The sequence below is a fragment of the Streptomyces sp. NPDC090994 genome, from assembly GCF_044768905.1.
Lineage (GTDB): Bacteria > Actinomycetota > Actinomycetes > Streptomycetales > Streptomycetaceae > Streptomyces.
This window is the reverse complement of record NZ_JBIVWS010000008.1, coordinates 204,181-223,644: the sequence shown is the minus strand read 5'-3', so window position 1 is coordinate 223,644 and position 19,464 is coordinate 204,181. Positions and strand designations below refer to the sequence as shown.

15 protein-coding genes are annotated in these 19,464 nt (G+C 74.2%); 11 read left to right on the top strand and 4 right to left on the bottom strand.

Going from position 1 to position 19,464, the window contains the following annotated elements; all coding sequences use genetic code 11:
- The first annotated feature begins 85 nt into the window (after positions 1-85).
- The gene (locus ACIQR3_RS19725) at positions 86-1,342 is read left to right on the top strand and encodes a family 1 glycosylhydrolase (protein ID WP_403540457.1); all 1,257 of its coding nucleotides are present in this window, start codon (positions 86-88) and stop codon (positions 1,340-1,342) included.
- A gap of 106 nt (positions 1,343-1,448) precedes the next feature.
- Here the strand turns inward: ACIQR3_RS19725 and ACIQR3_RS19720 are convergent, their stop codons facing one another.
- Complete coding sequence (locus ACIQR3_RS19720; protein WP_403540454.1) at positions 1,449-1,781, bottom strand: putative quinol monooxygenase; 333 nt, start codon at positions 1,779-1,781, stop codon at positions 1,449-1,451.
- A 188-nt stretch (positions 1,782-1,969) separates the two neighbouring features.
- On the opposite strand from ACIQR3_RS19720, the gene ACIQR3_RS19715 reads away from it, so the two are divergent.
- Complete coding sequence (locus ACIQR3_RS19715) at positions 1,970-2,602, top strand: glyoxalase (protein ID WP_403540451.1); 633 nt, start codon at positions 1,970-1,972, stop codon at positions 2,600-2,602.
- Between the two features lie 8 nt (positions 2,603-2,610).
- Here ACIQR3_RS19715 and ACIQR3_RS19710 read toward each other — a convergent pair whose 3' ends face one another.
- Positions 2,611-3,054, bottom strand: a complete 444-nt coding sequence (locus ACIQR3_RS19710) for a glutaredoxin domain-containing protein (protein WP_403540449.1) — start codon at positions 3,052-3,054, stop codon at positions 2,611-2,613.
- Positions 3,055-3,123: 69 nt separating this feature from the next.
- Here ACIQR3_RS19710 and argG point away from each other — a divergent pair, with 69 nt between their 5' ends.
- Positions 3,124-4,569 carry an argininosuccinate synthase gene (gene argG, locus ACIQR3_RS19705; RefSeq protein ID WP_215171023.1) on the top strand — a complete coding sequence of 482 codons (1,446 nt, stop codon included), beginning with the start codon at positions 3,124-3,126 and terminating at the stop codon, positions 4,567-4,569.
- 58 nt (positions 4,570-4,627) lie between these two features.
- Here the strand turns inward: argG and ACIQR3_RS19700 are convergent, their stop codons facing one another.
- Positions 4,628-5,539, bottom strand: coding sequence for an alpha/beta fold hydrolase (locus ACIQR3_RS19700; RefSeq protein ID WP_403540446.1), 912 nt, complete (start codon positions 5,537-5,539; stop codon positions 4,628-4,630).
- 118 nt (positions 5,540-5,657) lie between these two features.
- On the opposite strand from ACIQR3_RS19700, the gene ACIQR3_RS19695 reads away from it, so the two are divergent.
- The 8 genes from ACIQR3_RS19695 (at position 5,658) to ACIQR3_RS19660 (ending at position 15,718) form a co-directional block, all read left to right on the top strand.
- The gene (locus tag ACIQR3_RS19695; protein ID WP_403540443.1) at positions 5,658-6,263 is read left to right on the top strand and encodes a TetR/AcrR family transcriptional regulator; all 606 of its coding nucleotides are present in this window, start codon (positions 5,658-5,660) and stop codon (positions 6,261-6,263) included.
- A gap of 168 nt (positions 6,264-6,431) precedes the next feature.
- The gene (locus ACIQR3_RS19690) at positions 6,432-7,214 is read left to right on the top strand and encodes a class I SAM-dependent methyltransferase (protein WP_403540441.1); all 783 of its coding nucleotides are present in this window, start codon (positions 6,432-6,434) and stop codon (positions 7,212-7,214) included.
- Positions 7,211-8,137: a UbiA prenyltransferase family protein gene (locus tag ACIQR3_RS19685; RefSeq protein WP_403540438.1), complete on the top strand. Its 927-nt coding sequence runs from the start codon at positions 7,211-7,213 to the stop codon at positions 8,135-8,137. The genes ACIQR3_RS19690 and ACIQR3_RS19685 overlap by 4 nt, the downstream gene beginning before the upstream one ends.
- A 135-nt stretch (positions 8,138-8,272) precedes the next feature.
- Positions 8,273-8,914: an HAD family hydrolase gene (locus ACIQR3_RS19680; RefSeq protein ID WP_403540436.1), complete on the top strand. Its 642-nt coding sequence runs from the start codon at positions 8,273-8,275 to the stop codon at positions 8,912-8,914.
- A gap of 130 nt (positions 8,915-9,044) precedes the next feature.
- On the top strand, positions 9,045-9,878 hold the full coding sequence (locus tag ACIQR3_RS19675; RefSeq protein ID WP_403540566.1) for a DUF1932 domain-containing protein: 834 nt from the start codon (positions 9,045-9,047) through the stop codon (positions 9,876-9,878).
- A 125-nt stretch (positions 9,879-10,003) separates the two neighbouring features.
- A complete protein-coding gene (locus ACIQR3_RS19670; protein ID WP_403540434.1) occupies positions 10,004-10,750 on the top strand; it encodes an esterase/lipase family protein in 747 nt (248 codons plus the stop codon).
- Between the two features lie 327 nt (positions 10,751-11,077).
- Complete coding sequence (locus ACIQR3_RS19665; RefSeq protein WP_403540431.1) at positions 11,078-12,040, top strand: polysaccharide lyase family 1 protein; 963 nt, start codon at positions 11,078-11,080, stop codon at positions 12,038-12,040.
- Between the two features lie 183 nt (positions 12,041-12,223).
- Positions 12,224-15,718, top strand: a complete 3,495-nt coding sequence (locus tag ACIQR3_RS19660; RefSeq protein ID WP_403540429.1) for a substrate-binding domain-containing protein — start codon at positions 12,224-12,226, stop codon at positions 15,716-15,718.
- 197 nt (positions 15,719-15,915) lie between these two features.
- Here the strand turns inward: ACIQR3_RS19660 and ACIQR3_RS19655 are convergent, their stop codons facing one another.
- A complete protein-coding gene (locus ACIQR3_RS19655; protein ID WP_403540427.1) occupies positions 15,916-19,380 on the bottom strand; it encodes a phosphodiester glycosidase family protein in 3,465 nt (1,154 codons plus the stop codon).
- Between the last annotated feature and the right edge of the window lie 84 nt (positions 19,381-19,464).

Here is a 19,464-nt window from a genome sequence, read left to right as displayed (position 1 = left end):
GCCATTCCTCGCGAGCCACAAGCGGCAAACACCCATCAGCCACACCCGGTCCTCCCGGACCGCCAACCATTCTTAGGGAACACCTATGGAACACATCAGCCTGCCCGACGGCTTCCTGTGGGGCGTCGCCACCGCGGGGCACCAGAACGAGGGCGACAACCTCGCCGCCGACACCTGGTTCCTGGAGCACACGACTCCCTCGCTGTTCCGCGAACCCAGCGGACCGGCGTGCCGGGGCTACGAGCAGTGGGAGACGGACCTCGACCTGGTCGCGGGACTGGGACTCAACGCCTTCCGCTTCTCCGTCGAATGGGCCCGGATCGAGCCCGAGCGCGGCGTCGTGCGGACCGAGGCCCTCGACCACTACGAGCGGATGGTCGACGGCTGCCTCGCCCGGGGCCTCGCGCCCCTCGTGACGTTCTGCCACTTCACCGCGCCGCACTGGTTCGCGGCGGCCGGTTCCTGGACCGCCGTCGACGCCGCCGACCGGTTCGCCGAACAGTGCGACCGCGTCATGGCCCGCTTCGGCGACCGGATCGCGTACGGCGTCACCCTCAACGAGCCCAACCTGGAACAGCTGCTGCAGGCGGGCGCCAAACTGCCGGCCGAGGCGGAGGCGCTCAAGACGCGGATGCTCGCCGCCGCGGCGCGGGCCGCCGGGAGCGACACCTACGCCAGCGCGAACGTCATCCCCGCCGACCGGCAGGAGGAGTTCCAGGAGGCCTTCACCCGCGCCCACCGCGCCGCCCGGGAGGCCATCAAGGCACGCCGCGGCGACCTTCCGGTCGGTGTCTCCATCGCCGTCGCCGACGAGGTGGCCCTGCCCGGCGGCGAGGAACGCCGGGACGCCAAGCGGGCCGCCGTGTACGACCACTGGCTGCGCGAGGCGCGCGACGACGACTTCATCGGCGTACAGAACTACGAGCGCATCCTGCACGGCCCCGACGGCGAGGTGACGCCCGAGGGGGAACGCAACGGCATGGGCACGGTCATCGCGCCCGAGTCCCTCGCCGGTGCGGTCCGGTACGCCCACGAGGTGTCGGGGGTGCCGGTCCTCGTCACCGAGCACGGCATCCAGACCCCGGACGACAGGCAGCGCGCCGCGTTCGTCCCGGCCGCGGTCCACGGGCTCGCCGCCGAGGCCGCCGCGGGCACCCCCGTGCTGGGCTACTGCCACTGGACGCTCATGGACAACTTCGAGTGGATCTTCGGGTACGGCGCTCAGCTCGGGCTGCACGAGGTCGACCGCGTCACCTTCCAGCGCCGGCCGAAGCCCAGCGCCACCGCCTACGCCGAGGTGGTGCGCGGCTACCGGGGCGTGCTCACAGCCGGCCGCGACTGAGCGTCTCCCCGCCTGCCCGTCAGGGGTACCGACACAGACCGCCGTGTGCGCCTCCCGGGCGGGACGGCGCACACGGCGGTCGTGTCGGCACCGGGCCGGCGCGGGATCAGTTCCCGCTCGGGACCGTCATCTCCCCGAGCTCGGACCAGTCGTCCTGCGGGAGGGTCGTGTTGACGATCCGCGGGGTCTCCACCAGGTGCGGGGGCAGGGTCTCGCGGGCCTGGGCGAAGTGGTCGGAGCCGACGTGCGCCGCGCCGGCCTCGTCGTCGCGGAAGGCCTCGACCAGCACGTACTCGGTGGGGTCGTCGACACTGCGGGACCAGTCGAACCACAGGCAGCCCGGCTCGCCACGGGTCGCCTCGGTGAACTCACGCGTGATCTCGGGCCAGGCGTCGGCGTACTCGGGCCGGACGCGGAACTTGGCGGTGATGAAGATCATGAATGGGTCCTTTCTGTCGTTCAGGGAACGAGGATCGCACGTCAGCGGACGCGCCCGGCGTCCAGGTCGCCCGCATCGCCGCAGGGAGCCAAGGGGCCGAGGGGCTGCCGCGGGCCGGTTCCCGGAGGGCTCGCCATCGGTCAGTTTTCGAGAAGCAGCCGTGCCGCCGCCGGGCCTAGCGTGAACGCATGACTTCTCTCGCCTCCGTCACCCTCGAGGTGGCCGACCCCGCGGCCGCCGAACGCTTCAGCACCGCCGCCTTCGGGCTGGGACCGCGGGTTCTCTTCCGGCTCTCCCAGGCACCGGCGACCGGCTTCCGCGGATTCTCGCTGTCGATCACCGTGGCCCAGCCCGCCGACGTCGACGGCTTCGTCCGCTCCGCCCTCGACGCCGGTGCCGCGCCGCTCCAGCCCGCCGAGAAGTCCCTGTGGGGCTACGGCGCCGTCGTACAGGCCCCGGACGGGACGATCTGGAAGATCGCGACCTCGTCGAAGAAGAACACCGGGCCCGCCTCCCGGGAGATCGGCGCGCTCGTCCTCCTGCTGGGCGTCGAGGACGTCAAGGCGAGCAAGCGGTTCTACGTCGAGCGGGGCCTGACCGTGGCGAAGAGCTTCGGCGGGAAGTACGTCGAGTTCGCCGCCGGTGAGTCGAGCCCCGTCCAGCTGGCTCTCTACAAGCGCCGGGGCCTCGCCAAGATCCTCGGTGTGCCGGAGGACGGCACCGGGTCGCACCGGATCGTGCTCGGCGGCACCGGCGAGCCCTTCACCGACCCGGACGGGTTCGTCTGGGAGGCGGCGCCGGTGACGTCCGGCGTGTCCTAGCGCGGCGGTCAGGCCGGTGCGGAAGGGGAGAGCCGGGCGCGCACCCACTCGGGGTCGGGGTTGGTGTGGGGCCGGCCCGCGACGACGACCGTCGGCACGGTCTCGTTGCCGTCGTTGGCCGCGCGGACCGCTGCCGCCGCCTCCGGGTCGCGCCAGATGTCGACCCAGTGCAGCCGGCGGGCGTCACGGCCCAGCCTGAGGCGCAGCCGCAGACAGTACGCGCAGCCCGGCCGCCAGTAGACGACCGGCCGGCCGTCGGCCTCGCTGCGGCGCCGCGCCTCCAGCGCGCCGACCGGCCTCGGGAAGACCAGCGGCGAGTGGACGCCCGCGAGCAGGAGGAAGAACAGGAGGAGTACGGCGGCCTCACCGGCGTCGCCGTCCAGGACCAGCCCCGTCGCGACGACCGAGCCGCACAGCACCAGCAGCGACGGCAGAACCCAGGTACGCGTCATGAGGACGCAGATTAGCGTGCGCCGGCCGACGACTTTGCATGTTCATACGTTGCCCTGCATAATCAATACATGTCCAAGGTCCTCACTTCCCTCCCGGCCGGCGAGCGCGTCGGCATCGCCTTCTCCGGCGGTCTCGACACCTCGGTCGCGGTCGCGTGGATGCGCGACAAGGGTGCCGTCCCCTGCACCTACACCGCCGACATCGGCCAGTACGACGAGCCCGACATCGCCTCGGTGCCGGGCCGCGCCAAGACCTACGGCGCCGAGGTCGCGCGTCTGGTCGACTGCCGCGCCGCGCTCGTCGAGGAGGGCCTGGCCGCGCTCGCGTGCGGGGCGTTCCACATCCGCTCGGGCGGGCGGGCGTACTTCAACACCACGCCGCTCGGCCGTGCCGTCACGGGCACCCTGCTGGTCCGGGCGATGCTCGAGGACGACGTGCAGATCTGGGGCGACGGCTCGACGTTCAAGGGCAACGACATCGAGCGGTTCTACCGGTACGGCCTGCTGGCCAACCCGAACCTGCGGATCTACAAGCCGTGGCTGGACGCGGACTTCGTGACCGAGCTGGGCGGTCGCAAGGAGATGTCGGAGTGGCTGGTCGCCCACGACCTGCCCTACCGCGACAGCACGGAGAAGGCGTACTCCACCGACGCCAACATCTGGGGCGCCACCCACGAGGCCAAGACGCTGGAGCACCTGGACACCGGCGTGGAGACCGTCGAGCCGATCATGGGGGTGCGGTTCTGGGACCCGTCGGTCGAGATCGCCGCCGAGGACGTGACGATCGGCTTCGAGCAGGGCCGCCCGGTGACGATCAACGGCAAGGAGTTCGCCTCCGCCGTCGACCTGGTGATGGAGGCCAACGCCATCGGCGGCCGGCACGGCCTGGGCATGTCGGACCAGATCGAGAACCGGATCATCGAGGCCAAGAGCCGCGGCATCTACGAGGCCCCCGGCATGGCGTTGCTGCACGCGGCGTACGAGCGGCTGGTCAACGCCATCCACAACGAGGACACCCTCGCCCACTACCACAACGAGGGCCGGCGTCTCGGCCGGCTGATGTACGAGGGCCGCTGGCTGGACCCGCAGGCGCTGATGGTGCGCGAGTCGCTGCAGCGCTGGGTCGGCGCGGCCGTCACCGGCGAGGTCACCCTGCGGCTGCGGCGCGGTGAGGACTACTCGATCCTCGACACCACGGGCCCGGCGTTCAGCTACCACCCCGACAAGCTGTCCATGGAGCGCACCGAGGACTCGGCGTTCGGGCCGGTGGACCGGATCGGCCAGCTCACCATGCGCAACCTCGACATCGCCGACTCCCGGTCCAAGCTGGAGCAGTACGCGGGCATCGGCCTGATCGGCACCGGCGGTCCCGCCATCGGCGCGGCGCAGGCGGCCGCGACCGGTCTGATCGGCACCATGCCGGAGGGCGGCGCCGAGGCGATCGCCTCCCGCGGCCAGGTCTCCGGGGAGGACGAGCTGCTGGACCGCGCGGCGATGGAGTCCGGCACCGACTGACCGGTTGCCGCAGGGGGCCTGCCCGACGGTGTCGGGCAGGCCCCCTGCGTCGTTTTCGTCAGTCGACGGAGTCCATGAAGTCCAGCATCCGGCGGTTGACCGCGTCCGCGTGGTCGATCTGCGGGCCGTGGCCGGTGCCGGCGACGATCTCGGCACGGGCGCCCGGCACCAGCCTGGGCACCCGCTCCGCCTGCCGCCGCGGATGCACGAGCAGGCTGCGCTCGCCGAGCACCAGGTAGAGCGGGACGCGGATGCCGGCCAGCTCGTCCTCGGCCAGGGGCGCGGGGGACGGACGGCGGATGCGGTAGGCGCGGGTGGCCGTTCTGATCATCGTGCGCAGTTCCGGCACGGCGAGGACCGGCTGGTCCAGCCAGACCGCGAGCCGTGGCCGCAGCGCCCGGGGCGCGAAGGTCGCGAAGAGGCTCACGAAGATCCAGAAGAAGAAACGCAGTCCCACCTTCTCCAGGCCGCCGGGGTCCAGGAGCGTGACCGACGCGAGGCGGCCGGGGGCGCGGTGCGCCTGGTTGAGGACGAGCCAGCCGCCGTACGAACTGCCGACGAGGTGGACCCGGTCGAGCCCCAGCCCCGCGAGGGTCTCCTCCAGCCACCGCGCGGCGTCCTCGGGCCGGTGGATGGGCTCGCGCTGCACGCTGCGTCCGGGATCGCCCGGGGTGTCCATGGCGTAGACGGGGCGTTCGGCGCTGAGCGCGGGGGTGTTGGGGTACCACATGGCGGAGCAGGAGCCCGCCCCGTGCACCAGGACGACGGGGGTGCGGGAGCGGGCCGCGGGGTCGTCGGGACCGTACCGGTAGACGTGCGTGGCGCCGGCGAAGGTCTCCACCGTCTGCTCGCCCCGCGCGGGCGCGCCCAGGGCGTAGACCGCGTCGCAGGCCGCGAAGTAGCGCTCACGCCAGGCATCGTCCGTATAGCGGCCGACGGTCGCCTGCGGACGGGAAGCGGTCTGTGACACGGGCACCTCCAGGTTCGTGTGCGTTGTGATACGACCGTACCATCATCGTGGTACGGCTGTATCATCACCGGGCCGGGACCGACACGGCGGCGCGGAAGACGAGCGGGAGAGACGGCCGATGCCCAAGCAGGTGGATCACGCGGAGCGGCGTGCCCAGATCGCCCGGGCCCTCGTGCGGGTCGCCGGGCGGCAGGGGCTGCACGCGGTGGGGATGCGCGACGTGGCGGCGGAGGCGGGGGTGTCGCTGCGGCTGGTGCAGTACTACTTCGAGACCAAGGAGAAGCTGCTGCTGTTCGGCCTGGAGCAGCTGACGGAGCGGTTCCGGGAGCGGGTGGCCGCCCGGTTCGCGGCCGCCGGGGAGAACGCCGGGCCGCGCGCCGCCGTCGAGGCGCTGCTGATGGCGGCCCTGCCCACGGACGAGGAGAGCCGTACGTTCCACTTCGTCTACACCTCGTACGCCGTGCTGGCCGTGAAGGACCGGGCCCTCGCCGCCCAGCCCTTCATCAAGGACCCCGACGCGGCGGAGGAGGCGCTCGCCGGGCTGCTCCGGCGGGCGCGGGAGGACGGCCTGCTCCGGCCGGACGTGGACCCGGGGATGGAGGCGGCCGGCCTGCTCGCCCTGTCCGCGGGGCTCGGCACCGGTGTCCTGGTCGGCCAGCGCGGCCCGGAGTCGGCCGCCGCCGTCCTGCGCCACCACCTGGACCGGGTGTTCCTGGTGCCCTGACGCTCCGGGCGGTGTGGTCGCCGGGTCCGAGGGGCCCCGGCGACGCGTCGGGCGGCGCTGCCCGGTGCCGGATGCGGCGGCTGCTCGTTGTTGTCGGCGAACGCCGTGTGCCGTGCCCGACGGCCCCGGCCCGGCCCGCGACCGACTCGGAGTCCGATGATCGCCGACATGCCCCGTGGTGGCCCTGACGCGGCACGCTGGGACCGCAGGTTCGAAACGAGCCGTGCGGAGTACATCGACCGGCCCGACACCCCGGAGAAGGGGCGGCAGGTGCTGCGCGCGCTGGACCGCTTCCAGCGGCTGACGGGCGGCTACCGGACCTTCTGCCGCCTGACCCTCGCGCAGGCGCGCGGCGTCCCCGACCCGCGCCTGCTCGAACTCGGGGCGGGACTGGGCCGGCTCGCCCGGTACCTCACGGACCGGCATCCCACGGCCCGGGTGACCGTGAGCGACGTCGACCCCGACGTGGTCGAGCGGATCCGGCGCAGCCCGGTGGGCGCGCACCCCCGGGTGACGCCCGCCGTGCTGGACGCCACGCGGATCGACGCCCCCGACGGCGCCTTCGACGTGGCGGTGCTGACCATGACGCTGCACCATCTGCCGGCGCCGGGCGTCGTGGCCCTGCTGGAGGAGGGCACCCGCGTCGCGCGGCGGCTGCTGATCATCGACGGCTGGCGCCACCCCGCCGGTCTCGCCGTCGCGCCGCTGCTCTGGCTGACCGGTGGCCTGCCGCATCTCCACGACGGTCTGATCAGTCTGCGCAGGCTCTACGGCGCGCAGGCGCTGCACGCCCTGGCCGGCGCGTGCACGCCGGCCGTCGGGGTGCGCACCCGCTTCGTCCCGCCGGGGTACCTGGTGGCCGTGGCCACCCGGGACCGCCAGGACCGGTGGGCGGCCCGGGGAGCGCCCGCGGGGCGGACCGGCACACGGGAAGGGGGACTTCTCCCATGACCTTCGCGGCCGCCCCGGCCAAGGCGCTCTTCGCGCTCTCGCGCGGCACCCAGGCCTCCCTGAGTGTCGCCCAGCCGCTGATCGCGGCTCTCCTCGCCGACGACCGCCCCTCACCGCCGCGTCTCGCGGCGGCCACCCTCGCCGCGTTCGCCGCGTTCTTCGCCGTCTTCGCCGCCAACGACGTACTCGACATCGAGGTGGACCGGCGGCGCTTCGCCCATGTGCGGCCCTACGAGGGAGCCGACCTGGACGGTGTCGGCGGACGGCATCCGCTGGCCCGGGGCCGGCTGTCCCGCCGGGCGGCGTTCATCTGGATCGGCGGGCTGGGCCTGTTCGCCGTCGTCGTCGCCGCGCTGCTCAGCCGGGTGTGCCTGGCGCTGTTCGCCGTGGCCGCCCTCCTTCAGGTCCTGTACTGCCGGCTGGCCACCGTGACGCCGCTCAAGTTCCTGGTCAGCGGGGTGATGGTCGCGGTCGGTGCCGCGGCCGGCTGGTTCGCGGTGTCCGCCTCCGTCGACCCGCTGCGGCTGGGCCTGTTCCTGGTGTGGATGGCGGCGTGGGAGATCGGCGGCCGCAACATCCCCAACGATCTCGCCGACATCGACGAGGACCGCCACCTCGGTGTCCGCACCCTGCCCGTGGTCTCCGGCCCGCGGACCGGTGCGGCGGTCGCCTTCGGCTTCCTTCTCGTGGCCGGCGCGGCGAGCTGCCTTTTGGCCTGTGCGGCGCTGCGCTCCTTCGGACCGCCGGGTCTGGTCGGCACGGTGCTGGTCACGGCCGTCACCGTGGTCCGTCCGGGCCTCGTCCTGCTGCGCCGCGCGGAGCCACCGGTCGCCCTGGCGGTGTTCAACCAGGCGTCGTTCCAGCCCGTGGGCGTCCTGGCCGTGTTCGTCGTCGGCCTCGCCACCGCCGGGCTGTGGCACTGACGGACCGCCACTGCCCGTCCACCGCCCGCCGTGCCGGGAAACGGGGCACCTGGCGGGCGCCCCCGGGCCGGTCCCGAGCCGGGTGCGGTGAGCACCCGGTGAGGGCGGCGGGGCACCGGCGTTAAGGTCGTCCCCATGCGCCTCGCCCTCTTCGACCTGGACGGCACCCTGGTCGACCGCGGTGCCGCCTTCGCGGACGCCGTCACCGACCTCGTCCACGATCACGCCTACGGCCCGGAGATCGAGCGGTGGCTGCGGACCGAACTCGCCGACACGGCCGGCCGCGAGGACTTCGTCCGTCTCCGCGACGTCTTCGGGCTCGACGAGGACCCCGGCCATCTGTGGCGCGTCTACGTCGGCCGGATGGCGTCCGCCGTCACCTGCCGTCCCGCCGTCCTGGACAGCCTGGCCAGGCTCAAGGAGGCGGGCTGGAGCATCGGCGTCGCCACCAACGGGGCCAGTGACCTCCAGCGCGCCAAGGTCCGCGCCACCGGACTCGCCGGGCTGATCGACGGCATCGCCGCCTCCGGCGACATAGACGTCCGCAAGCCCGACCCGCGGCTGTTCGAACTGGCCGCGGCCCGCTGCGGTACCCAGCTGACCGCGGATGACTGGATGACCGGGGACAACCCGGAGACCGACATCGCCGGCGGCACGGCGGCCGGTCTGCGTGCCATCTGGGTACGCGGCCGGCCCTGGCCGGAGGGCCTGACCGCGCGTCACCATGCCGTCGACGACGTCACCGAGGCCGTCGACCACCTGCTGGGGAGCTTCTGATGGATCTCCGTGGCAGCAGGAGCGCCGGGCGCCGCGGCGCCGCGGACCTCCGTCAGAAGCCCTCTGGCCCACTCCCTGGAGCAGCACCGTGTCCCAGCAGCCCGTCGTAGGCATCCTCCACCCCGGCAGCATGGGCGCCGCCGTCGCCGCCTGCGCGGCGGCCAACGCGGCCGCCGTCCTGTGGTGCGCGGACGGACGGAGTCCGGCCAGCGCGCGCCGCGCCGAACGGTTCGGTCTCGAACCCGTGCCCGCGCTGCGGGAGCTGACCGACCGGGCCGACATCGTGATCAGCCTGTGTCCGCCGGCCGCGGCCGAGGAACTGGCCCGCGAGGTCGCCGGGCACGGCTTCACCGGCGTGTACGTGGAGGCGAACGCCGTCAACCCCGAGCGCACCGCACGGATCGCCGCGCTGTTCGCGCCGCCGACCACCGTCGTGGACGGCGGTGTCATCGGCGCTCCGCCCGTCGACGGCAGCAACCCGGCGCTGTACTTGTCGGGACCCGGAGCGCAGACCGCTGCCGTGGCCCGGCTGTTCGACGGCACCGCCGTACGCGCCGAGGTCCTGGGCCCCCGTATCGGACAGGCGTCGGCGCTGAAGCTCGCCTACGCCGGTTTCCAGAAGGTCAGCCGGGTCCTGGTCGGCCTGTCCTACGCGCTGGCCCACGAGCACGGCGTCGAGGGGGAACTGCGCGAGGTCGCCCGGCGCCGCTCGGACACGTACCTGGCCGAGCCGGAGTACGTGGCCTCGGCCGCGGTGCGGGCCTGGCGGTGGGGGCCGGAGATGGACGAGATCGCCGACACGCTCGAAACGGCGGGGCTCCCGCCCGAGTTGCTGCGGGCGGCGGCGACCACGCTGGGGCGGTGGCACGACAGCAAGGACGACGCCGACCTCACCCTGGCGGAGGCGCTGGGCCGGCTCGCCTCGCCCGACCGGCCGCGGGACGCCCCGCCCGGACGGGCGTAGCGCTGCCCTGCGGGGGGGGACGCGCCGTCGCGGCCACAGGTGATTTCACCGATGGCGGCGGCACCTCACGCCACGACGCTGGGGCGGGTCAGGCACCCGCTTCCCGCATCCTCGCTGGAGGGTCCATGCGTCGTCGTTCCCCACGTCGGCTCCTCGGCGTGCTCGTGGCCGCCACCGCCGCGCTCACCCTGTTCTCCCCGGCCTCGACGGCCGGTGCGGCCGACACCGCGACCGCCCCCGCCGCCACCGCGCGGTCCGCCGGGACCGCCGCCCAGCCGCTGTCGACCAGCACTCCGGTCGTCTTCGTGCACGGCTACACCGGCAACGCCTCCAACTGGGTCACCGCCATGAGCGTCTTCCGGCTCAACGGCTGGTCCAGCTCCGACCTGTTCGCCTACGAGTACGACTCCTACGGCAACAACGTCACCAACGCCCAAGGGCTCGCGTCCTACGTCAACACCGTGAAGGCCCGTACCGGCGCGAGCAAGGTCGCGATCGTCAACCACTCGATGGGCGGCCTGGTCAGCCAGTACTACCTGAAGGTGCTGGGCGGCCACAGCAATGTCAGCCACCTCGCCTCGATCGCCGGCGCGAACCACGGCACCACGTACGCCGGCGCCTGTCTGATCTACACGACCTGCCAGCAGATGTATCCGGGGTCCTCGTTCATCTCCCAGATCACCTCGGGCGACGAGACACCGGGCGCCACCCAGTACGCGACCTGGTACTCGGCGTGCGACGGGATCATCCTGCCGTACACGAGCACCCGGCTGAGCGGCGCGACCAACAACAACGTGCTGTGCCAGACCCACATCGGCTACCTGGCCGACACGGTCGTCCTGGGCCAGATCGCCCGCTTCGTCGCCTCCTGACCCACCGGAAGGCAGTCCTGTCCCCGGCACCGCGCGTGCCGGGGACAGGCGCGTGTCCGGAGGGCCGCTGTGACGGAACGCAATAGTCCACACGGGGCACGTCATAGTCCACAGCGGTCTCCCTACGCTCACAGTGTGCCTCGGCAAGAGCCGGCCTCGAGGCCCTGGTGGTGCACCCCACAGCACATCCGCACAGCACGTCCCCACAGCACATCCGCACAGCACATCCCCACAGCACATCCGCACAGCACGTCCGCACAGCACGTCCCCTCAGTACTCCTCCTCAGTACTCCTCTCCCCGAATCCCCCCCACGGACGGAGATCCACATGCGCAGGACGAGCGCACGGTTCACCCTGGCCGGAGCCACGGCGATCGCGGTTGTCATGGCCGTGACAGGAGTAGGTGCGGCGAGCGGATCCGCCCCGGCCGAGCCGCTGGCCGCAGCCGCCACCACCCCCGTCGGTTTCGGCGCCGCCACCACCGGTGGCGCCGGCGGCGGCACGGTCACCGTCTCCACGGCCTCCGCCTTCATCAGCGCCGTACAGAGCAGCAGCGCCCAGACCGTACGGGTCAACGGCACGATCGCCCTGTCGTCGATGACGAAGGTCGCCTCGAACAAGACCATCGTCGGCGTCGGCACCTCAGGCAAGATCACCGGAAGCGGCCTGAACGTCTCCGAGGTGAACAACGTCATCATCCAGAACCTGACGTTCTCGGGGTCCAACGACGACGCGATCAACGTCCAGTACTCCACCAACGTCTGGATCGACCACAACGACATCTCCGACGCCAGCGACGGCGCGGTGGACATCAAGCGGGCCTCGACCAACATCACCGTGTCCTGGAACCGCACCCACGACCAGGACAAGAACATGCTGCTGGGCCACTCCGACAGCAACTCCTCGGAGGACACCGGCAAGCTGAAGGTGACCTACGTCAACAACTGGTTCGACGGCACCAACCAGCGCAACCCGCGGGTCCGCTTCGGCAACCCGGTGCACGTGCTGAACAACTACTTCAGCGACATCGGCTCCTACGGCGTCGCGTCCACCGAGAACGCGGGCGTCCTGGTGGAGGCCAACTACTTCGAGAACACCGAGGACCCGTACCACCTCGGTGAGGGCGACTCCGACGAGGGCTCGCTGGTGGCGAAGAACAACTACTTCGTCAACTCCGGCTCCGGGCAGACCGGCGGCAGCGTGGCCTCGATCCCGTACAGCTACACCGCGCAGTCGGCGTCCTCCGTGAAGGCGACGGTGACCGCCGGGGCGGGCGTCGGCAAGATCTGACCCGCCCCCACCTACCGCACACCGCGCACAGGCAGGACCGGTGGCCCCCCACGCCACCGGTCCTGCTCGGTTGCCCGCAGGCCCCGCGGGCCCGTTCCGTCACGGCTCTTGCCGGGTGCGACCGCCTCGTCTAGGTTCTCCCCTCCCCGGAGATGCCGGCCGGGGCCGACCGAGGGAGCGCCGATGGCCGCGGACCCGCACGTCAGGGCGGACGGCGGCCCGCGCCGGCCGCTCACCATCGGGCTGCTCACCGCCAACATCCACCTCGGCGTCGGTGCCACCCTGTGGTCCGGTGTCCGCGCCGCCGCCGAGCGCGACGACGTCGGCCTGGTCTGCTTCCCCGGCGGTGACCTGCGCGGCGGCGACGCGCCCCGCAGCGCCCTGTACGAACTCGTGGGCCCCGCCCGGCTGGACGGCGTCGTCTGCTGGAGTTCGACCATCGGCCTGCCCTCCCCGGGGGACCGGGCCCGGCGGCTGCTGCGGCGGCTGGCGCACCTGCCGGTGATCAGTCTCAACCAGCCGCTGGGCGACCAGGCGGACGTCCTGTCCGTGGACAGCCACGCGGGCATGCGCAAACTGGTCGGGCATCTCGTCGCCCGGCACGGCTGCCGGCGGCCGGTGTGCATCCGCGGCCCGGTCGCCAACCCGGTCTCCGAGGACCGCTACCGCGCCTGCGTCGACGCCCTGCGCCACCACGGCGTCGGGCTGGAGTCCACCCATGTGTGCGCGGCGGTGGACTTCGACGCGGCGGGCGGCGCATCGGCGATGCGGGTGCTGCTCGACGCGCGGGGGCTGCGGCCGGGGGTGGACTTCGACGCGGTGCTGGCGTGCAGCGACGTGCTGGCCGCGGACGCGCTGCGGCTGCTGACCGGGCGGGGCGTGCGGGTGCCGGAGGACGTGGCCGTCGTCGGGTTCAACGACTCGCCGGAGGCGCGGCTGGGCGATCCTCCGCTGACCTCGGTGGCCCTGCCCTTCGCGGAACTCGGCGCGCTGGCCGTGGACACGCTGGTGGCCAGGCTGCGGGGCAGCAGACCGCCGGACCGTACGACCATCCCGGCCACCCTCGTCGTGCGCCGGTCCTGCGGATGCCCCTACCCGACGGCGCGGTACGCCGTACGGCCGCGGGCGGTGCCCGGGGCCGCCGAGGAGCCCCGGGGGTGGGCCGCGCTCGACGCGGTGGCGCCGTCCGCCGGCACCCGGCTCGCGGAGGCGTTCCACGCCGACCTCGTGCCCGGCGCCGCGCAGCCCGCGGCGGCGGACTCCGGGGACGACGGCGCGGGCGGCTTCCTGCCGCTGGTGGAGCGGCTGCTGCGCGGCCGGGCCCGCACCCAGGCCGAGGCCGAACGCTGGCACCAGGCGCTGGAGCGGGCCCGCCTCGGTGTCGTCGACCCGCTGCCGGCCGAGTCGCGCGGGCCGGCGGAGGCGCTGTTCGGACGGGCCCGGCTGATCGTCGCGGAGCGGTCGCGCGCGCTGCTGGAGTACGGGCGCTGGACCCAGGCCGTCCGGGCCCGGCGGCTGCGGGAGTTCGGCACCGCGCTGACCACGGTGGTCGACCTCGACGGGCTCTGCGACGTCCTGGAGCGCCACCTCGCCCAGCCCGGCGTGCCGGCCTGCCGGATCGTGCTGTACGAGCAGGCCGCGCCCGGGGCGGCGGCACCGGTGCGCGGTATCGCCCGGCCGCTGCTCACCCGGGCGGAGGCGCGGCGGCTCGGGCACGCGGGGGTGCTGGACAGCCCGCCCTTCTCGGCCGCGCTGCTGCTCCCCGACAGTCTGATGCCCGGCGCCGGACGGCGTTCCCGGCTGGTCCTGGAGCCCCTGCACATCGGTGAACAGCAGCTGGGGCTGGCCGTGTTCGACGCCACCGCCGGGGAGACGGCGGCCGACCAGGACGGGGCGCTCTACCGGGAGCTGGGCGACCAGATCAGCGCGGCGCTGAAGGGCATCGGTCTGTTCGACGAGGTGCGCAGGGCGCGGGACGCGGCCGAGCAGGCCAACCGGTTCCAGACCCGGCTGCTCACCCATGTCGTCGCCGAACTGCGGGAGCCGCTGGAGGCCATGCTCGCGCGGGGCGGCGACGACCCTCAGGCGGTGCTGACGGAGGTGCACCGGGACGCCGCCCGGCTGCTGCACCTCAGCGCCAACCTGCTCGACCTCGCCCACTCGGAGGCCGGCGACCTCGTACTGACCCGCCGGCTGGTCGATCCGCTGCCGTTGCTGCGGCGGGCCTGTGCCGAGGCGGCCGCGGGGCGCCGGCTGCCGGCCCGTACGCGCTGGTCGGTCGGTCTGCCCGGCCGGCTGCCGTCGGTCCCGGCCGACGCCGCCCGGCTGCGGCAGGTCCTCGGCAACGTCCTGACCGCCGCCGCGGACCTGGCCCGGGGCGGCACGGTGGAGGTGTCGGCCGGCTGGTCGCCCGCCGGGGTGCGGGTCGTCGTCGCCGTGCCCTCGCCGCCGGCCCCGGCCGGCGAGGCGCACCGGTTCGACGTGGCGCTGACCACGGCCCGCCGGCTGGCCATGATGCACGGCGGCTCGCTGCGGCCCACCGGGGAGCCGGGCCGCGCCGAGTACGTCCTGGAACTTCCCCTCCCGTCCCCCGACGGGCACGCGCACCGGCCCCCGGCCGGCACCGGGCCGCTGCTCGTCGTCACGCCCGGGGAGGTGGCCGAGGACGTACGGCACGCGGCCGAGCGGCACGGGGTGCGGGTCCATCGCGCCGACGGTGGCCAGGACATGGTGCCGTTCCCGGCGGACCGCGGGCCCGGGGCGGTGGTGTGGGAGGCGCTGCCCGACCGGCCGCAGGAGTGGCGCGTGGTGCAGCGGCTGCACGACCATCCCGCCCTGCGGCACACGCCGTTCGTGCTCTTCGGCGCCCGCGGCACCGATCTCGGGGACGCCCTGCGGGCGCTGCGGCCGAGCGGCCTGGCCGAACCGGTCGTGGTGGCGGGCCGCTCGCAGGAGTCACGCGAGGAGCTGCGGCGGATCGCGGAGGCCGCGCTGCCCGACCACCCGACCCGGGTGGTGGCCGACGCGGCGACCGTACTGGCGCTGATCGCGGAGGAGACGCCCCGGCTCCTCGTCCTGGAGTCCTCCCTCGCCGACCTGCACGGCCTGGACGTCGTGGAACGGCTGCACGACGGGAGCGGACGGGCGCTGTGCCCCGCGGTCGTCGCCGGCCACGAGGGGATCACGGCGGCCGACGCCCGGCGGGCCCGTCCGCATCCGGCGCTGCTCCTGCTGGACCTGGACGTGTTCGCGCCGCACGAGGCGGCGGCACTGGTACGGGAGCTGACGGGCCGCGACGGCCGGCTGCCGCCGCGGGTGCGGGCCGTCCTGGACGAGGCCCTGGTCTACCTCTACGAGCACTACCGGCGGCCTGTCTCGCGCTGGCAGCTCGCGCAGGCCGCCGGGGTCAGCGAGGACCACCTCGGCAAACTCTTCCACCGGCGCTACGGGCTGACGATGTGGGAGTACCTCACCCGGCTGCGGGTGCGCAGGGCGGCCGAACGGCTGCGGACGAGCGAGGACAGCGTCCAGAGCGTGGCCCGCGCGGTGGGGTTCCGTGACCGTTCCCACTTCAGCCGGGCCTTCCGCAGGGTGACGGGAGTGGCTCCGCGCGCCTACCGCGAGGAGGGTCTGGCCGGCCTGAGGGCCGACCCGGGTGTCTCCCGGCGGGTTCCGTGACCGCCGTCGACGGTCCGAGGCGGGCCGCCGGGCGCCGGGGCGGCTGTCCCCGCCGGTGACCGGATCGCCCACGACCCGGACCCGGATGCCCTGGGGGAGCCGGCTGGCCCCGGCGCGGAGCGGGCCGAGTCCAGAGACGCCGACGCGTCCGCGCGCGGGGTCGCCCGCCCCTGACGGACGTCCGGGGCGGGCGGGTGTCAGCCGGTCAGTCCGACGGTCGCCGAGCCGGAGCGGCCGCCGGCGGTGGCCGTCAGGGTGACCCGCCCCGGGCGGAGCGCCGTGAGGGTGTGCGTGGTCAGGTCGAGGACGGCCAGGGTCCGGCGATGCGCCGTGGCCTTCTTCGCGTCGGCGGTGGAGGCGGCGACGGCCAGCCCCGGGGAGCCGGACCAGACGACGCTGGCGGGGTGGCGCAGCGGGAAGCGGAGACCGTACTCGCTGGTGACGCCGGTGGCCGAGACGGCGGCCGAGGCGCCGGCGGCCAGTTCGGCGGGGGCCGACAGTTCGACGGCGTCGATCAGCGGGCGGCTCTCGGCCCGGAGCCAGCCGCGGGTGCCCGGGCTGGGCAGGCCGGGCCGGATGCGGGCCGGGCGCGGGTCGACGGCGACGTGCATCCAGCCGAAGAACCCGCCCTGGTCGGGAGAGCTGTACGGCGTCTTGCCGACGGCCGGGGTGGTCACCTCCAGGACGCCGTCGGCACGGGTGACGGACGCGGTGTGGGCGTGGCCGGTGAACAGGGCGACGGGTTTGCCGGAGGTCTCCCGGAAGCCGGCCAGCCAGCGCTGGAGGAGGGCGGCGGAGAGCCGGTCGGAGAGCTGGGAGGAACCGGCGCCGGAGGGGTCGGTCAGAGGGTGGTGGAAGGCGACGACGACACCGGTGACCCGGGTGTCCTCGGCGGCCCTGTCCAGTTCGTCCCGCAGCGCCGGGACCTGGTCCCAGTCGGAGGTCCGGATGTCGCCGGTGTGCGAGTCCAGCAGCACGAACCGGGTGCCCTTGTGGTCGAAGACCTGCCGGCTGGGGCGTCCGGTGGCGGCCTTGAAGGCGTCCAGGCCGCCGGTGGCCGACAGGCCGGCCTCGTGGTTGCCGGGGGTCCAGTACACGGGCAGTGCGGCCGGTACGTGGGCGCGCAGCAGGCTGTCGGCGAGGGCGAAGTCGGCCGGGCCGTTGTCGTCGACGAAGTCCCCGTTGACCAGGATGAAGTCGGGGTCCGCGGCGACCGCCTGGGCCAGGGCGGTGGCCGCCTGCCGTCCGGCGAAGGAGTCGGGCCCGGCCGCCGCGCTGATGTGCAGGTCGGACAGGACGGCGAAGGTCCACCGGCCGCGCGGCAGCCCGGACTGTCCGACCACGTAAGGGTCGGGCGGCGGCGCCTCGGCGGTCTCCGGCCGCTGTCCGACCTGTGCGGTGAGGGCGTCGAACTCCAGCGCGCCGGCGTTCTTGTTGGTCTGGGAGGTCTCCGCGATGTAGAGGCGCAGCAGGGTGATCGGCGCGGAGAAGCCGTCGGGCAGATCCCCGACGACCTGGCGCCAGCCCGTCCAGTCGACCGTGGTGGTGAAGGTGAAGGGCACGTTGGTGGTGGACTGGGAGCGGAGCATGGCGCGCAGCCAGTGGCCGCGTCCGTCGCCCTTGACCCACAGCGCGAGCCGTCTGGTGCCGGCGGGCAGGGTGACCGGGGCGCTCGCCACCGCGTAGGCCGCGGAGGTACTGGGCTGTCCGGTGAAGTCGTAGGCCAGGCGCAGGGCGTGGTTGCCGGCGTCGGCGCCGGGGCGGTCGGGGGCGGCCACGGCCTGGGCGGACGCGGTGCCGCGGGCTGCCGCGGCCGTCCACGTCTCGTCCGGCTCGAACTCCGCGAGGGGTACGTCGGCCAGACCGACCGTCACCGTGAGCCGGGCCGTGACCCCGTCCACGGTCGCGGTGAGGACGGTCGCCTTGCCGTCGGCGGCCGTGGCGCCGGTGACGGTGAGGCGGCCGTCGGCCTGCGCGGTCACGGCGATGACGGCCTCGTCGTGGTCGAGGGTGACGTCGCGGGCGGCCACCGGGGCGTCGAAGCCGTCGGCGTCGTAGCCGGTCAGGCCGGTCCGGGCGGTGGCGCCGGGTTCGATGGTGAGGGCCCGGTCGGTGAAGGCGAGCCGGTGCAGCGGGCCGACGACCCGCACCGGGTGCTCGCCGCGGGCGGCGCCGGCGCGGGCGGTGAGTGTGCCGGCGCCGGGCCGGCCGGCGCGGAAGACGCCGTCGTGCGCCCGGCCGAGGGAGCCGGGCCGGGCGGTCCAGCCGATCCGGTGGGCGTCGACGGCGGCCGGGGACCAGGTCTCGTCGTAGCCGGCGGCGGTGACGTTCATGGTGAGGCCGGGGACCACGCGGTCGGCCGCGGCGCGGACGTCGAGACCCCGCAGCTTTCCCGAGCCCTTGGTGCCGAACAGGCCGACCCCGTTGGGTACGGGCCGTTCGGCGCCGTCGGAGGGTGTGTTGACCACGCTGACCTCGGTGTCGCCGGGACGGCGGGCGACCATGCCGGTGGAGCCGCCGCCGTCCAGCATGAACGCCTCGTGCGCGCCGAGGCGGACCAGCAGTTCGGCGGTGGCGTCGTAGGTGAGGCCGGCCGAGAAGCCGGCCGAGCCGTCGACGGCGACCAGCAGCAGGCGGTGTCCGCCGGCCGGCCAGCCGATGACCGTGCGCGGCTTGTCCGCGTCGTTGCCCTCACCGGGCGGGAAGTCGACGGCCTTGCCGCCGCGGACCAGGACGGCGTTGCTGCCCAGCGCCATGTGCGGCGCGGCGGGTGGATCGGAGCGCGGCGCGAAGGTGACGGTGACGGGGTCGCCCGGGCGGGCGGCGGCGAGCCGGGCGGCGGCCGTGCCCCGGCCGACGACGATCAGCCCGCCGTCCGGCACGGCGGTGTCGGTGAGTTCGCCGTCGACCTGGGTGACCCTGCCGTCGGTGACGACGAGTTCGGTGTACGGGCCGGTGCCGCCGATGGCGGTGCGCGGGCCCGGGCCCCACAGCGGGGTGTAGGCGGTGAGCCCATCCAGCGGCGGGGAGGGCGAGTTGAGCGCGGCCAGCGGGCGCGCGGTGCCGGCCACCGTGACCGTTCCCTCGATCATCAGGTCGGCCAGCCGCGCGACCCGGTCCGCGCCCACCGTCGCCACGGTGGTGGCCATGGCGCTGCCCTTGCGCAGCCGGCCGCCCTGTATCTCGGGGCCGATGGCGGCGTCGGTCTCCGTGATGTCGAAGAAGTCGCCGTTGACGGCGGCGACCGCGCCCCGCTCCCCGGCCAGCGCCGACGGCGTGCGCTTCTCGCTCACCTTCCCGGCGACCAGGTCGGCGGTCGCCTGGCGCAGATCGGCGTTGAGGACGTGGACCCGGGTCCAGCCGGTGCGGCCGTAGGTGTCGAAGCGGGTGAGGACGATGCCGGGGGCCACGGGGCGGTCCACCCGGTCCACCTCGACCGACTCGCCGGGAACCGTCGTGCGGTAGTCGGGGACCGGCGGGCGCGGGGCGCCGCCGTCGGCGCCGTGGCGCGTACCGGTGCCGGTCGCCGGGTAGCCGGCGGGCCGGGCGGGGGCGGCGTCGGCGGCACCTGCGGCCGTGGTCGCGGTGAGGGCCGCCGCCACCGCGCCGGCGAGCAGGCCGCGCCGGCTCAGGGCCAGGGAGCTCTCGGGGAGTTCATTCATGGACATGACGCTAGGGAGCCACAGCGGCGGACGTGTGAACGGCGCGTCGAGAGAACGACGGTGACGACAAGTCGCGTCACGCCT

What these genes read in the sequence shown, in the direction of transcription:
- ACIQR3_RS19720 (WP_403540454.1), bottom strand. Translation starts at nt 1,781, where the DNA reads ATGATCTTCATCACCGCCAAGTTCCGCGTCCGGCCCGAGTACGCCGAC.
- ACIQR3_RS19710 (WP_403540449.1), bottom strand. Translation starts at nt 3,054, where the DNA reads ATGACGCGTACCTGGGTTCTGCCGTCGCTGCTGGTGCTGTGCGGCTCG.
- ACIQR3_RS19675 (WP_403540566.1), top strand. Translation starts at nt 9,045, where the DNA reads ATGGGCGCCGCCGTCGCCGCCTGCGCGGCGGCCAACGCGGCCGCCGTC.
- ACIQR3_RS19680 (WP_403540436.1), top strand. Translation starts at nt 8,273, where the DNA reads ATGCGCCTCGCCCTCTTCGACCTGGACGGCACCCTGGTCGACCGCGGT.
- ACIQR3_RS19670 (WP_403540434.1), top strand. Translation starts at nt 10,004, where the DNA reads ATGCGTCGTCGTTCCCCACGTCGGCTCCTCGGCGTGCTCGTGGCCGCC.
- ACIQR3_RS19655 (WP_403540427.1), bottom strand. Translation starts at nt 19,380, where the DNA reads ATGAATGAACTCCCCGAGAGCTCCCTGGCCCTGAGCCGGCGCGGCCTG.
- ACIQR3_RS19690 (WP_403540441.1), top strand. Translation starts at nt 6,432, where the DNA reads ATGCCCCGTGGTGGCCCTGACGCGGCACGCTGGGACCGCAGGTTCGAA.
- ACIQR3_RS19665 (WP_403540431.1), top strand. Translation starts at nt 11,078, where the DNA reads ATGCGCAGGACGAGCGCACGGTTCACCCTGGCCGGAGCCACGGCGATC.
- ACIQR3_RS19715 (WP_403540451.1), top strand. Translation starts at nt 1,970, where the DNA reads ATGACTTCTCTCGCCTCCGTCACCCTCGAGGTGGCCGACCCCGCGGCC.
- ACIQR3_RS19660 (WP_403540429.1), top strand. Translation starts at nt 12,224, where the DNA reads ATGGCCGCGGACCCGCACGTCAGGGCGGACGGCGGCCCGCGCCGGCCG.
- argG (WP_215171023.1), top strand. Translation starts at nt 3,124, where the DNA reads ATGTCCAAGGTCCTCACTTCCCTCCCGGCCGGCGAGCGCGTCGGCATC.
- ACIQR3_RS19695 (WP_403540443.1), top strand. Translation starts at nt 5,658, where the DNA reads ATGCCCAAGCAGGTGGATCACGCGGAGCGGCGTGCCCAGATCGCCCGG.
- ACIQR3_RS19685 (WP_403540438.1), top strand. Translation starts at nt 7,211, where the DNA reads ATGACCTTCGCGGCCGCCCCGGCCAAGGCGCTCTTCGCGCTCTCGCGC.
- ACIQR3_RS19725 (WP_403540457.1), top strand. Translation starts at nt 86, where the DNA reads ATGGAACACATCAGCCTGCCCGACGGCTTCCTGTGGGGCGTCGCCACC.